Genomic DNA, 15273 nt, shown 5'->3' on the forward strand with positions numbered 1-15273 from the left:
GTGGGTGTGAAACAAACAAAATCAAGGAGATGGTTGAATTTACTTGCAAGTTGCAGTATCAATACCGACTCAGTCGGTGAAGACGTCACCTACCTATTACAGGACGCATCATGAACACCCTTTTCGCCATATCTGCTGCTTTACTCTACGCATTAGCTGCGGCAGTACTTATTGGCAAATTCGTACACCAAGACGGCCCGAATAAGCGATTAGGGCTATCCATCGCTAGTGTTGGGGCAATTGCACATATCGCTTTTCTCACCAACGTTATTATTGTCGCGCCTGGGCAAGACATGAGTGTAACCAACGTGCTTTCATTAGTGTCGTGGATAATCACCGTATCCATGCTTATATTTGCCCGGGCCATTCCTAATCTTATTTTACTTCCTGTTGTCTTCGGCTTTGCAAGTCTTACGGTACTCGCCTCGCAGTTTATTCCCGTATCGTACATCATGCACATAGAGCTGCAGCCGGGCTTAGTTATCCATATTAGCTTGTCATTGTTTGCTTACTGCACTTTGGTCATTGCATTCTTGTACGCACTGCAAATGTCCTACATTACCTACCGGTTAAAGCAAAAAGGTGCTGCGTTACTACATTCATCACTACCGCCTCTAATGCTTGTAGAAAACATTTTGTTCAAGCTGTTGCTTGCGGGAACTTGTTTACTAACCGTTTCACTAATTAGCGGGTTTGTTTTCTTAGAAGATATGTTTAACAAAACTTACGCGCATAAAACGGTGCTATCAGCGGCCGCTCTCGTTGTTTTTCTCATTCTTTTAATAGGCCAGAAACTTCGAGGTTGGCGCGGGCGACAAGTTATTGTGATGACAGTCTTGGGTGTGACGCTACTGTCCCTTGCCTATTTTGGTAGCAAACTAGTTCGCGAATTTCTTCTTTAAGACTCCCTGTATTTATTGCTGAGCTCGCTGCCGGGCTTGCTTTTTAGTCGGCTCGGCGGCGCTTGTCACTTTTTGGTGTTATCTAGTTAATTAGGGGCATATCAACAATTTTCCCTTGAAACTCGCACCTCAAATCAATACATTTGAAGCCTAAGTTAAGACAGGAACCCATTAATTGGACGACATATCAACGAGTACGCTGTTTATCGCGCTCGGCGTACTCATATTACTATCTGCGTATTTCTCTAGTTCAGAAACCGGCATGATGTCGATAAACCGTTATCGACTTAAGCACTTGCAAGGCGAAGGCAACCGCTCAGCTATACGTGTTGCTAAACTTTTAGAACGCCCCGATCGCCTTATCGGCCTTATCCTTATAGGAAACAACTTAGTTAATATTGCAGCGTCCTCGCTTGCAACCATACTTTGTATTCGTTTATTCGGCGACTACTGGGGGCTCTTCGCTGCTACGTTTGGCCTAACGTTAGTTTTACTTATCTTTGCAGAAGTAACACCTAAAACGTTGGCGGCTCTCTATCCAGAAAAAGTGGCATTCCCAAGCTCCATCATTCTGCTTCCACTACTTACCTTGTTGTACCCTTTTGTGGCAGCGATTAACGGTATTACAAACGGCATTCTCGCTTTGCTAAGAATTAGTCCTGCAAGTGGAAGTGACGACTCGTTAAGTCGAGAAGAGTTAAGAACCGTGGTTTTCGAAGCTGGGGCCATGATCCCAAAACGACACCAAGATATGCTAGTTAGCATTTTGGACTTAGAAAGCGTAACGGCCGAAGATATCATGGTGCCGCGCGCCGAAATTTTTGCCATCGACATAAACGACGACTGGAAAAAAATTCAAAAAGCATTGACCCATGCTCAGCACACCCGTGTTTTATTATACCGAGACAGTGTCGACGATGCGGTAGGCTTTGTGCATGTGCGTGACGCCCTGCGCCTACTATCAAAAGACCAGTTTACTAAATCAAGCTTGCTTCGCGCTGTTCGTGAGATTTACTACACGCCTGAATCTACCCCGCTGCACACGCTGATGTATAAGTTTCAAGCGGAAAAAGAGCGCATTGCTCTGGTTGTTGATGAGTATGGCGACATTATGGGTCTAGTCACTCTTGAAGATATTCTTGAAGAGATTATCGGTGACTTTACCACCAGTATGGTTCCAGACCACAGTAAAGAAGCACACGTACAACAGGATGGTTCAGTATTGGTTGATGGTAGTGCCAACGTCCGAGAATTGAACAGAGAAATGGATTGGAACCTGCCTACGGAAGGCCCTAAAACCCTTAATGGTTTATTACTTGAGTATCTTGAAGATATTCCTGAGAACAAAGTAAGCGTGCGTTTGGCGGGTTATCCGTTAGAAATTGTAGACATTTCAGAAAGCATGATAAAAACCGTCAGAATCATGCCGGAATACTATGTTGCACCTAAAGAGTCGAATAACGACCACTAAGCGTTTTGGTGGTTAACCTGCCTTTCGGCCTTATCAACTAACCTTTTGATTCGTCAGCTAGACGCTGTGCTCTATTTGCCAGCGCTCTAGCTTTCGCAGCAGCGACCTTATCTGACAATTCAGATAATTTGGCAATAATATCCTGCGTCTCCTTATCTTCACGTAAATCAGCCTCCGCCATATGCGATTGCAATGAACGTTTAAGGAGCTCAGGAATAGATTTGCTGTCCATTTCCCAACCCTTCAATAGAATAAACTTTGACACTCTCAAAGAGTCTATCGACCATGTGGGAATATACTTAACGATTAATTGTTCAATTTCCGAAATTAATCGCTAAGAAGGAGCAAGGCGTTTACAGTCCTTGATAATGCGTTACCAGCGTGCCTTTGTGCTCTTTTAAAGAATACTTGATAACAGCAATTGAGGCCGTAGAAAACAAACTTGTGGTGTAAGACTGGCACAGTTCATCAACGAGATAGCTAACTAGCGGCATGTGACTAACAACAAGAAGTTTTTTGATTGGTTTTTTGGAATTGACCGCGGCGTGAAGAAGTCCATCAATATAATCACTCACCAGTCTTGGCGAGCCTTCCGGAACAATATCTTCATTATTTTCAACTTTGTTCGCAATGATATCAAGCGATACCATATCATGGGTCTGTTTGGCTCGACGATAAGGGCTCACAAGCGCTAAGTCCACAATGCCTTTCTGGCAATACTGATCTTTTAACCATAAAGCTGCTGTTTTGGCTTGCTCTCTACCTAATGGTGTAAGTTGCCTGCTTTTATCATCGAGTCTGGGCGCTTCTGCTTCACCGTGACGCATAATGAAAAGATAAATGTCGTCGTTGCTACTTTGACCTGACATAACATTGCGCATAGTATTAATGAAAGTATGCTAACGATATCAGAGAGCTGATACTACGCCTAGCGCTAAACCGCGAATAGTGAGAATTTTCGTACATTATTTAACGTTTTGTGAAGTTTCTCTTTATAGACGCTCCAGCAGTAAGGTGCTCTTGACCAAAAACGAGACAATGTGAACAACACCATAAATTTAGAAAACGCACATCACGTTACTTTACCTAATGGGTTGCGTGCCATGTTATGTCACACGCCAGAAGCGAGTGAATCTTTTGTTTCAATGGCGGTAAGAGCCGGACACTTTTATGACCCAAACGATTGCCAAGGGTTAGCCCATCTTCTTGAACACATGCTTTTTATGGGTAGCCGTCATTTGCCCAAACCCAATGCTATAAATGGATTCATTGAGCAACACGGCGGCACAATCAACGCGTGGACAGGTACCGAGTACACAAATTACCATTTTAATTGCAGCGGTGACGCTATTGCGCAAACATTGCCTGCATTTGCAGATATGCTTAGGCAACCCTTATTTGAAGAAGACGCACTAACCAACGAAATAAAGAACATTCATGCTGAATTTGAGTTTAAGAAAAAAGACGACCTTCGCCGCCTTTATCAAATTCATAAAGAGACATGTAATCCAGAACATCCTTTTGCAAAATTTTCTGTAGGCAATTGCGATACTTTTTCTCAACACGAATGTACAGAGCTTAAACGGCGCCTAAAGGCACTGCACCAATCGTATTACTGTGCGCTTAATATGCGCTTGTGCATAGCCAGTCCTATGCCAATACGTCAACTAGAGGCGTTAGTGAATCAGTGTTTTGGGACATTGCCAAGTGGACAGTTAGCCTCTGACGACTGGCCTTCGCTTTACACAGAAAATGAACTGGGCATTCAAATCAACATTCATCCGCTGCAATCTGCTAGACGTATGATAGTGACATTTGCCCTTCCCGCTTTACAGAACGACTACAAAACCAAACCGCTGAACTACATCAGCCATTTGATTGGTGACGAAGGTGAAGGAAGCCTACTTGCCTATTTAAAAGAAAAAGATTGGGCGTTAAACCTGATAGCAGGCTCTGGCATAGAAGGCGATAAATTTAAAGATTTTAACGTGAGCTTTCAGCTTACCCAGGAAGGCCTTAAACACAAAGCGCAGGTGCTAGAGGCACTATTTAGCTACATCGAATTAATTAGAGAAGCATCGACTGAAGAATGGCGCTTTCACGAAAAGTCTCAGCTAAATGCGCTGGCCTTAGAGTACGAAGAAAATGTGAAGCCGCTTGGGATCATAACTGAGTATGCACAGCATCAATTTATATTCGAACCTGACGAATTAAATAGACTTCGCTCTACTATTGGTAGTTATGACAGAAGCATAATTGAGCATGCACTATCTTTTTTCACGCCCAAGAACCTTCGTTTAAAGGTCATATCAAAAGATGTTAAAACCACTCAGGTTTGCGCATTTTATGAGGCTGAATATAGCGTTGAAGACATCGACGATGCGCTAATACATTCACTTGAAAGCGCAAAGAAAATTCCAGAATTGTGTCTTCCCCCACCCAACCCTTATTTGGCGAGCGAATACACGCTTATCCTCCCTGAAACGGGGTTTAATGTTCCAAATAGGTTGGTAGATAATGGTGGCTATCGATTTTGGTTCGCTCAGGACCAACAATTCCATAGCCCCAAAGGCGATATTTATATCTCTTTCGACGCAGCTCAGTTTTCAGACTCTTTGACCTCTGTTGCGGCCAAGCGAATTTGGCTCGGCGCACTTAACGATCATCTCCAAGCTAAATACTACCGAGCTGAAATAGCAGGACTTCACTATCGGATTTATGGGCATCAAGCTGGGTTTACCCTACACACCCGTGGTTTTACGAATCAGCAGACATTATTAGCAAGTCAACTTCTTGACGCCGTTCTCGGTTTTATTCCTGACGAAAGAGCCTTTGAACATCACAAAGCACTTCAAATTCAAAGCCTTCATAATTCACTTTTAAATAAGCCGACTAACCGTTTATTCTCTCGTTTAAGTGTTCTTATTCAACGCAACACGCAAGCGCCAGTTGAATTGTTAGACGTGATAGAAAACATCTCTTATAACGAGATGCTAGGCTGTCGCAGTGCAGCCTTTGAGCATTATTTTGTAGAGGCATTTATGCATGGCAACTGGGCAAGCGAAGAAGCAAAGGCATTTTCGACGTCGCTTCATAGCCATTGCAAAAATGCAGGGGGAGCTCCCCTTTCTCGTGCCGTATCTAAGCTGCCTGTGGGCGGAACTCTTTATCACGAGGTGTTGTGTAATCACGATGACTCAGCGGTCGTACTTTATTTACAAGCACCTTCTCCTAGCCTCACCGACACCGCATTATGTATGGTTCTTGAACAGATGCTGGCAGCACCGTTCTTCAATTCGTTAAGAACAGAACAGCAATTGGGATACATAGTCGGTACAGGCTATGTACCACATAATCAACACCCCGGAATGGCATTTTACATACAAAGCCCGCAATGCAGTCCAAAGCAGTTGCTAGATGCAATGACCGCCTTTTTGTTCCAGCAACTCAATGAAATAGAGTTCTATCGTTTTTATTGGCCGACTATCCAACAAAACCTCATTAAGCAGTTAGAAGAGAGAGACCTTACTCTTTCGATGAAGTCACAGCGTTTATGGGTAAGTTTGGGTACGCAAGATTTAGAGTTTAATAGAAATGCAAAGCTTGCTGAAAGGATCAAAGGCTTGAGTTTCGAAGAGATTCAAGACTTCGCGCATCAGCTCGCTAAACGAGAGCGCTGCGGGGAATTGGTGCTGTTCTCTCGTGGAAAATTTGAGAGTATTCCCACGCAAGAAAAACGAACGATTAATAGTATTTCTGAATTCAAAAAAGAAATTCCTTACTACTAAAGCTGCATGATAGACACGTGCCACGGTCGTTAAGATTTTAATCAATCTGCCGATACCCAGTGGTATTCGCAGACAAGGTTGGTTAATAAGTAAACCATCATTCTTGTTATTACTAAAAAGTCCTTGTAGAGGCTTAGTTAATTCGGCATATTTATTATTCTGGCTGTTAGGGATGCCGCCAGTGAATTAAAAAAATAATAAATGGCGTATGCCAAAGGTGTGTAGGTGCGCTCAACCCTAATTTATTCAATTTCTCTTCTTTTGTTGGCTTTGTCAGAAATTCTTTTTTCTTCTGCAAAGGCGATAGAGGTTTCTGATCTTCATTTCAATGAGCTAAATAAACAGCAAGGACTCTCTGACACTGCGGTATTGGATATCGTTGAAGACAATAAAGGATATATTTGGATTGCGACCTCCAATGGTTTAAATCGCTACTCTGGTTATGAGGTGAAGCAATACCACCCTTCAGATGTTGACCACAATTCACTTCCGTCCGGTTATACTCAAAATCTATTCTTAGATTCTCATGGCGAGTTATGGGTAGGAACACAAGCAGGTCTTGCCAAGTATCAACCTGAAAGCGACAACTTCAAAGTTTTCAATAGAGAAAATAGTGTAATTAAAGTTGATTTTATTACTGGCATCGGTGAATCGTACGATGGTGACATTCTATTCGCTGATCTGAAGTTTCTTTACAAGTTATCGAAAGAGAGTCATCAAATTGAGGTTGTAAAACAGATACACAAAGACCAGAGTTTTATAAAGGTCATTTATGATGAAGCGAACCGCACCTGGTTAGGTTCAAATGAGTTTGGGCTTTCGCTTATAGACAAGGCTGACGAGTCACTTTATTCCGCAACAAAAGTAAATCCATGGGGAATCAACTTGGATGTTCGTTCTCTTCACGACATCAAAGTAATCAACGGTAACTATTGGCTTGCAACCAATGAGGGCATCTATGTCATAGCTGCTTCGGGTAAAATACTTCAACATTTTAAAGACGCATTCACTTCTAAGTCTGATGAAGCGCTTAATACCCTAACAATCTATGAGAAAGATGACGACATCTGGATTGGCACTCAAGCAGGCCTATTCATATTTAGTGATGCAGCAACGTCAGAGATAAATAGCAGCTTTCAACCGAGGGTCATCTACCTTGATCACGACAATCAAGAGCTGACAGGCTTGCCTACAGCAACAATCATGAACCTAGTAACAGATAGAGTCGGTGGTATCTGGGTTACGACAATAAAGAGCGGGGCGTTTAGGTATCACCCAGACTACGCTACAACTAGGTATAAATCTGTTTTTAATTCTTCGAACTTATCCGAGGATGACTACTCCTCAATATGGGGCTTTGCAGAAGACTCCGCCAACGACATATATGTTGTTTCTCAACAAAGAGGACTTGGCGTTATTAATAGCTCTAGCGGAGAAGTAAAGTTCTCAGAAACCTTCTCTGATTTTGCGAACTCAATAACTTACTGGGATGTTGAAATAGATACTAAAGGTACATTCTGGGTTGCATCCTCTAATGGCATCTATGTTTTGAGGCAGGTGGAAGGAAAGCTTCAATTAATAGATCATGTGTTCGAAGGGTTATTTATCGATTTTCTCTATACCAAAGGGGACGAAGTTTGGATCTGGGAGGATACACAGGGACCGGTAAAACTATCTCTTGGTTATGATTCGTCTAAAGCATCTGTTGAGCCAATAAAAATAGAGATAGACTCATCTCGTTTAGTTCCGATCTATAAAGATAATGATAATCGACTTTGGCTGAGAAGCGAGTCAGGTGTAAGTATATACTCGCTGAAGAACAGGGAGTTGATCAAAAACTTAGATCAGAGCAATGGTTTCGATTCACTCGTTTACGGCGTTTACGAAACACCAGACTCATACTGGTTAACTACTCGCTCGAAAGGAATTTTGCAGGTCGACAAGCATTCTCTTGAATTTGTCAAAAGGCAAGTTCGTACAGAAAACTCTGGGCTAATAATATCATCCGTAGGTATCGATAACAGTATTTGGTATGCAGATACTACGGGAGTTCACCAAATCAAACTTCCCGAACTTGAAGAAGTAAGTTCGGTTCCAAATTCAGAGCTTAACTACAATTCTTTAGGCGAGAGCTCAGCTTTCGCATCCTCAGAAAAAACTATCTATTTTGGTGGGATGACTGGTTACAACATAATAACGAGTAAGAAAACTAGCTCAAAAGATGATTTGACGAAAACACTTATCCCAGAGCTTTCTGAATTAAAAGTTTTTGGGGTATCTAACAATAGGTCAAATGTAATTCAGAGGGAAAGCAGTGGCGAAACAAGTTATTTCTCATCGGCACAAAATATAGGAACTAAAAAGTCGATTGCGCTAGATTACAATGAGTCTAGATTCAGCATATCTTTCAATTTACTCAACTCTGTTTACCCGCAACACGTGGTTTACCGATATCGGTTAATCGGTTTTGACGACAACTGGATTGATAATGGAGACGACAGAGTTGCTCAATTTAATAATATAAGCTTTGGAAACTACGTTTTCGAGGTACAAGCAAAAGCGCCAGGAAGGTTGTGGTCTGACAGCAGAAATCTTTCAGTTCAAATCGCAAGACCACCTTGGCTTCATACTGTTGCTATTGTTTTTTATTGTATTGTCGCATTCGCTATTTTTGCATTCATCGTTCGCCAATATCAGATAAGGAAGGCAAACCAGCTTGCCATTAAAGAGTCCGAAGAACGCCTTAAACTGACGCTATGGAGTTCTGGAGATGAGCTGTGGGACTGGGACGTATACAGAGGCCAAGTTTACCGTGCAAATACGTGGGGCACACTTGATTTTCCACAAGATGATATACGCACTACAGGCGCTTACGATGCAAACATTCATCCTAACGACGTAAACCGTGTTAAAACTGCCCTAAGAGACCATCTTGAAGGTAATAGCGACTTCTACGAGCTTGCATACCGCGCAAAGACATTTAAGAATCAGTGGATTTGGATACTTGACCGCGGAAAAGTGGTTGAAAGAGACCACAATGCTCAGCCGGTACGAATGACTGGTACGCTTAAGAATATTCATCACTTAAAAGAAGCTGAAGAGCAGCTGAATCTATTTAAGCGTTCAATTGAGAATATTTCTGAAGGTGTATTCATAACTAATACCCAATTTAAATTCATAAGTGTAAACAATGCATATTGCGGTTACACCGGCGAGACCCGCGATCAAGCGTTAGCAAGCTATATGCACTTCCATCTATATCCAGACGCGTTTACCGAAGAAATTAAGAAAACGCTAAAAGCAAAAGGTAACTGGTCAGGTGAAGTAGAAAGTGTGCGAGTGAACGGCGAGCGCTATGAAATGGAATTAAATATAGACGCCGTCCATGACGATGACGGAAAAATAAGCCATTTTGTAGGCGTATTTAGTGATATCACGTCAAGAAAAAGTACTGAAAAAGAACTATTGAAACTAGCTAATACTGACCCGCTCACAGAGCTTCCGAATCGTTCGTTCTTCCAAGCTAGCCACCAGAACTTGGTGCGGAAAGGGGCACAACATACCCTACTCTGTTTGGATATGGATAACTTTAAGAAAATAAACGACTCTTTAGGTCACCAAACGGGCGATATATTAATTAAACAAATAGCAAAGCGCCTACAGAGAATTACGGGTAAGAGTGCGACCTGCTATCGCTTAGGTGGTGATGAGTTTAGCGTGTTAATGGAAGACAATGCCGATATCCACACGGTAACGCATTACGCACAGAATCTATTAGACACATTATCTCGCCCCTTTATCATTAATAAGCAAGAGTTTGTATTGGGTGCCAGTATTGGTATCGCGTTCTTCCCTGACGACGGCACTTCTCCCCAAGAAATGCTGAAAAACGCCGACACAGCCATGTATTTCGCTAAAAACAATGGCGGTAACAGCTACCAGTTCTTTAGCGGAGAGATGAATCAAAACGCCGTTAGGCAACTGCAAATCGAAAACCTTATAAGACAAGGTATTAAAGATGACTTGTTTACGGTTTACTACCAGCCGAAAGTTGATATAGCCTCAGGTAAGCTAGTTAGCATGGAAGCTTTGGTGCGCTTTGAGCACCCACAAAAAGGCATAGTAAGCCCTGGGCAATTTATCCCTCTGGCAGAGCAAACAGGCCAGATTATAGAAATTGGTGAACAAGTGCTAAGAAAGGCTTGTGCAGATACCAAACGCTGGGTAAACCAAGGTTTGTTTAGTGGTCGTGTAGCTGTGAATATATCTGCGAAGCAGTTCGAATTACCTGACTTAGACGACAGAATAAACAAGATTTTAAGCGATATCGGTTTGTCACCACTACATTTAGAGTGCGAAATAACTGAAGGTACGCTAATGGAAAGTCCTGAAAACGGCCTTCAAATGATGACTCGCCTTCGCGAAAGAGGTATTCACCTAGCGCTAGACGATTTCGGTACAGGTTACTCGTCTCTAGCCTACTTAAAGCGTTTCCCGCTAAACACGCTAAAAATTGACAAAGCATTTATTGACGATATTGCAAAAAGTAATGTAGATCGTCATATGGCGGCTGCCATTATAAATATCGCCCACAATCTAGGCTTAAAAGTTGTAGCGGAAGGCGTTGAAGAAGAAGCTCAGCTAGATATTTTACGTCGCTACGATTGCGAAATGTTGCAAGGCTTCTTGTACAGCCGACCATTAAATGCAGAGCGCTTCGAGAAGCTTCTTACCGAGAATCAAAAGCTTCATACACTGCTTGGCCACTCTAACTTTTAATAGCCCTTACCTTTTATTCGCGTTTAGGCGCGTACTTTCCCCTGCCTCATGCCACTCATTGCAGCTTTAGGCAAAGTCATGCCTATTCAACCTTAGTTTATTAGACTTTAGTGCCATTAAAATGGCGCTTGTGAACATCGACAATCCTCCGCATTAAAACGAAAAGCTAACCACCTGATTATATTGGATATTTTAAAAAATATTATTTTTGGCACACATTTAGCTAAGTATTAGATACCGATGACAAATATAAAAAATCGGTTTTGTTTGTTCGTTCAAAATAATCAGAGGAAATTAACATGTTAAAAGAGTACGCAGTTGCACTAGTACTTTCTACCGCTACCCCAGTTGCTGCCGACAAGCAAGAAGGCGCTAAACAAGCTCCTGAGTCGCAAAAAGAGACAGTAACTCAACCACAAACAGTTCGCCCTAAGACGGGTGGTGGCGGTTACGGTATTGGTCTTTAAGAGATACCTTAGAATTTCCAAAAAAAGAGAGCAACGCTCTCTTTTTTTATACCTGTATTTTACGCCACACTTACTTATTTCAGCAGACCGCTAGGAAAGACTACGCCGCAATGTAAAGGTTATTAAACCCCACCGCATTGCGCCAATGTATATGGCGAGAGATGGAAAACATGGGTAGTAAGATTGGACCTAACACAAAACCAGCTATCGCCCACTTTTTCGCGCTCATTCCCCATTTAAACGCTTCTACATAAAAATATAGAGAAAAGATAACGCTTAATACTACGAGTGAAATCACACTGCCTCCGCCTGTTTGACCTAGTTACGTGGGGTTACTTGTCCCCATCAATTATTCAATTTAACTTACTGATAATTGACGCCAACAATTTGACACGTTCATTTTTTAACCGCAGGAATTCTACCCAAAATAGAACAATAAACCAGCAAAAATACCCATTAGACATAAAAAAACCGGGCAACGCCCGGCTTTTAACATTTTATAAACTTAGCTGTAAAACTTTTGATCGTTTTCTGCCATTTTTACTAACACTTCAGCAGGTGCAAATTTATCACCTACAGCAGTAGCATAATGGTTTAAACGAGCAACAACGTGTTTAATTCCCAGTGTATCCATATAGCGGAACGGGCCGCCTAAGAATGGAGGGAAACCAATACCGAAGATAGCGCCAATGTCGCCGTCGCGCGCATTACGGATAACGCCTTCGTCTAAACAGCGCGCTGCTTCATTAAGCATCATTAATACACAGCGTTCCGCTACTTCTTTTTCGCTTAACTTAGCAGAAGGTGAAAGACCTAGTAGTTCGTAGATTGATTCATCCACTTCTTTACCTGGTTTTTTGCCTTCATAAGAATAAAACCCTTTTTGGTTTTTCTTACCCTTTCTGCCGTCTGCAAGTACTTTATCGAAAGCACTTGGCGCAGTGAAGCGCTCGCCGAACGCCTCTACAAGGAATGGGATAATCTTAGTACCAACATCAATGCCCACTTCATCGAGTAGTTTCACAGGGCCTACAGGGAAGCCAAACTTAACCAATGACTTATCGATGTGCTCAATAGGCTCACCGTCAAGAATGAGGTTTGCCGCTTCATTCATGTACGGCGCTAAAATACGGTTTACGTAGAAGCCCGCACCGTCTTTAACAACTACCGGCGTTTTGCCTTGCTTTTTAGCAAACTCTACCGTAGATGAAATGACTTGGTCAGACGTTTTATCGTGAGCAATAACTTCGGCCAACGGCATTTTGTCTACTGGCGAGAAGTAATGTAGACCAATCACGTTTTCAGGTCGTGCTGCTTTAGCTGCAATTTGTGTAATTGGAATAGACGACGTATTAGACGCGAAGATCGTGCTTTCTTTGCAGTTCTCTTCAATATCCGCCACCATTTTTTGCTTAAGATCTAAATCTTCAAAAACCGCCTCAACCACGATATCAGCATCTTGGTAGCCACTATAATCTAGCGTACCGGTAAGAAGCGCCAACTGTTTCTGCATTTCACTATTGCGCATGAAACGCTTCTTCACCTTTTTGTTTAAGATGTCATAGCTATATTTCATTGCATTGGCTATGCCTTCAGCACGCACGTCTTTAATACGGACAGGTACACCGGCTTTGGTCGACGTTACATAGGCGATACCACCACCCATTAAACCACCGCCAAGCACACCGACTTTCTTCATTTTTTCAGGTTTAACACCTTCAACGCCGTTTTCTTTCTTCATTTCTGTCGTAGCGAAGAAAATCTGACGTAACTGGAAAGATTCCGGCGTCATAACAAGCTTACCAAAGGCTTCAGCTTCGGCTTTAAGCCCCGCTTTCATCCCTTCGTTCATGCCCGTTTCAATTACATCAATAATGTAACCTGGCGCTGGATAATTACCTTTGGTTTTGGCAAATGTCGCTTCGCGCGCTTTTTTGAACATCATGTTACGGCCCGGGCCGGTTTTCTCTAACACTTTGTCCATCACACTCTTTTGCGGCGCTTCTCTTTCTGGTTTGCGTTTAAGCGCAAACTGTTCAGCTACCTTTAGCAAAACACTGTGAGGTACCACATCATCTACGATACCGTACTTTTTAGCTTGCTTAGCGCGTGCTGGAGACCCAGTAAGCATCATTTTCATCGCTTGCTGAATGCCAATTAGGCGAGGAAGGCGCTGAGTACCACCACTGCCTGGCAACAAGCCAAGCTGCACTTCCGGTAGACCTACCTGAGTACTAGGTGAATCGGTACATACACGGTAGTGACACGCTAATGCTAGCTCTAAACCACCGCCTAACGCTGGGCCGTGAATAGCCGCAACGAAGGTAGCCTTCATGTTCTCAATTCTATCGAAAATGGCTTGACCGCCAGCGGCTATGGTTGTGGCATCTTCCGCGGTTTTACACGCTGCTAGCATGGTGATATCGGCACCTGCTACGAATGAGCTTGGCTTGCCGCTTGTTAACACCACACCTTTAATGCTGCTGTCGCGTTCAATATCATCAAGCATGGCAGATATCTCATCGCCAAACTCAGCTTTAAGCGTATTCATGCTCTCGCCAGGTACGTCCATGCTAAGAATAGCAACGCCATTATCTCGCTTGGTTAACGTAAATGCTCCTGATGTTGGCTGAACTTCATTTGTCATTTCTTGTTCCTGACTCATATTATTCTGTCTCCACAATCATTGCGGCACCAAGACCACCCGCAGCACATGCAGTAAGAAGGCCTGTACCACCGCCACGGCGATTTAGTTCGTTAAGCATTTGCGTAATCATACGTGTACCGGTTGCGGCAAACGGGTGACCATAAGCAATTGAACTACCCATCACGTTGAACTTGTCCATGTCAATTTCGCCCGCCGCTTTGTCGCGGCCTAGTTTCTCTTTGGCGAACTTGTCACTTGCAAACATTTTAACGTTTGCCAAGGTTTGCGCTGCGAACGCTTCGTGCATTTCAATTAGCGTTAAGTCGTTTAGGGTCATGCCTGCGCGATCTAGCGCAATAGGTGTCGCGTACGACGGCCCCATTAGCATGTCTTCCCACACGTCGATTGCCGAGAACGCGTAGCTCTTAATGTAACCAAGCGGCGTATAACCTAGCTCTTTCGCTCGGCTTTCTGTCATCATAAGCACTGCAGAAGCACCGTCAGTAAGCGGTGTAGCGTTTGCCGCAGTTACCGAGCCGTACTTTTTATCGAATACTGGGCGAAGTTTCGCGTAGCCTTCAAGCTTAGAATCGAAACGTACGTTGTTATCGCGCTCAAGCGCACCTTTATACGGTTCAGCATAAGCGGTCATCACTTCGCTAGACAATTTGCCGGCTTCCCAGCTTTCAGCCGCTAGGCTGTGCGAGCGATGTGCAAGCTTATCTTGCTCTTCACGAGAAATTTGATGCGTTTTAGCCATTTGCTCCGCCGTTTGTCCCATCGACAAACCTGTAGAGTACTCAGCTACAGCAGGAGGTACTGGCGCTAAGTCTTTTAAGCTTAAACGCTTAAAGATATTCAGCTTTTGACCCAAGGTCTTGGTTTTCTGTAAATCTACCAGCGCACGTGCAAGGTTCTTAGACACACCGATAGGTGATACCGATGTTGAGTCTGCACCACCAGCAATACCTACCTGTACCGTGCCTGCCATCATGCTTTCAGCGATGTTTACCGTTGACTGAAAGCTCGTCGCACATGCACGAGATACACTGTAAGCGTCGGTATGAACATTCATGCCAGTGCCAAGCACAATTTCTCGTGCGATGTTTGGCGCTTCAGGCATTTGCACTACCTGACCATAAACAACCTGATCAACCCATTCTTTTTGAACACCATGGCGAACGAGAAGTTCGTTTACGACCATTTTACCTAGATCAAC

10 protein-coding genes are annotated in these 15273 nt (G+C 43.2%); 5 read left to right on the forward strand and 5 right to left on the reverse strand.

What is annotated here, in order from left to right:
• Positions 1 to 110 precede the first annotated feature (110 nt).
• The gene (locus QVA83_RS06830; protein WP_014948818.1) at positions 111 to 902 is read left to right on the forward strand and encodes a cytochrome C assembly family protein; all 792 of its coding nucleotides are present in this window, start codon (positions 111 to 113) and stop codon (positions 900 to 902) included.
• A gap of 175 nt (positions 903 to 1077) precedes the next feature.
• The gene (locus QVA83_RS06835; protein ID WP_014948817.1) at positions 1078 to 2373 is read left to right on the forward strand and encodes an HlyC/CorC family transporter; all 1296 of its coding nucleotides are present in this window, start codon (positions 1078 to 1080) and stop codon (positions 2371 to 2373) included.
• 37 nt (positions 2374 to 2410) lie between these two features.
• On the opposite strand, the gene QVA83_RS06840 is transcribed toward QVA83_RS06835, so the two are convergent.
• Positions 2411 to 2605, reverse strand: a complete 195-nt coding sequence (locus QVA83_RS06840) for a hypothetical protein (RefSeq protein WP_014978722.1) — start codon at positions 2603 to 2605, stop codon at positions 2411 to 2413.
• A gap of 121 nt (positions 2606 to 2726) precedes the next feature.
• Positions 2727 to 3242, reverse strand: a complete 516-nt coding sequence (gene sixA, locus QVA83_RS06845) for a phosphohistidine phosphatase SixA (protein WP_014976012.1) — start codon at positions 3240 to 3242, stop codon at positions 2727 to 2729.
• Positions 3243 to 3413: 171 nt separating this feature from the next.
• On the opposite strand from sixA, the gene QVA83_RS06850 reads away from it, so the two are divergent.
• From QVA83_RS06850 to QVA83_RS06860, 3 genes are all read left to right on the forward strand, one after another.
• Positions 3414 to 6161 (forward strand): insulinase family protein, encoded by a 2748-nt coding sequence (locus QVA83_RS06850; protein WP_156078090.1) that lies wholly within the window; start codon positions 3414 to 3416, stop codon positions 6159 to 6161.
• A gap of 225 nt (positions 6162 to 6386) precedes the next feature.
• On the forward strand, positions 6387 to 10940 hold the full coding sequence (locus QVA83_RS06855; RefSeq protein WP_156078089.1) for an EAL domain-containing protein: 4554 nt from the start codon (positions 6387 to 6389) through the stop codon (positions 10938 to 10940).
• A 299-nt stretch (positions 10941 to 11239) separates the two neighbouring features.
• Entirely contained in the window at positions 11240 to 11407 is a 168-nt protein-coding gene (locus QVA83_RS06860) for a hypothetical protein (RefSeq protein WP_168532690.1), read from the forward strand.
• A 100-nt stretch (positions 11408 to 11507) separates the two neighbouring features.
• Here the strand turns inward: QVA83_RS06860 and QVA83_RS06865 are convergent, their stop codons facing one another.
• The 3 genes from QVA83_RS06865 to fadI all read right to left on the reverse strand — a co-directional run.
• Entirely contained in the window at positions 11508 to 11705 is a 198-nt protein-coding gene (locus QVA83_RS06865) for a hypothetical protein (RefSeq protein WP_136780893.1), read from the reverse strand.
• A 207-nt stretch (positions 11706 to 11912) separates the two neighbouring features.
• Positions 11913 to 14054 (reverse strand): fatty acid oxidation complex subunit alpha FadJ, encoded by a 2142-nt coding sequence (gene fadJ, locus QVA83_RS06870; protein WP_156078088.1) that lies wholly within the window; start codon positions 14052 to 14054, stop codon positions 11913 to 11915.
• 19 nt (positions 14055 to 14073) lie between these two features.
• On the reverse strand, positions 14074 to 15273 hold a 1200-nt coding region (gene fadI, locus QVA83_RS06875; RefSeq protein ID WP_287498270.1), incomplete at its 5' end, for an acetyl-CoA C-acyltransferase FadI.

This window comes from Alteromonas sp. AO-Serp (assembly GCF_017849675.1).
In the GTDB taxonomy this organism is placed as follows: Bacteria; Pseudomonadota; Gammaproteobacteria; order Enterobacterales; family Alteromonadaceae; genus Alteromonas; species Alteromonas macleodii.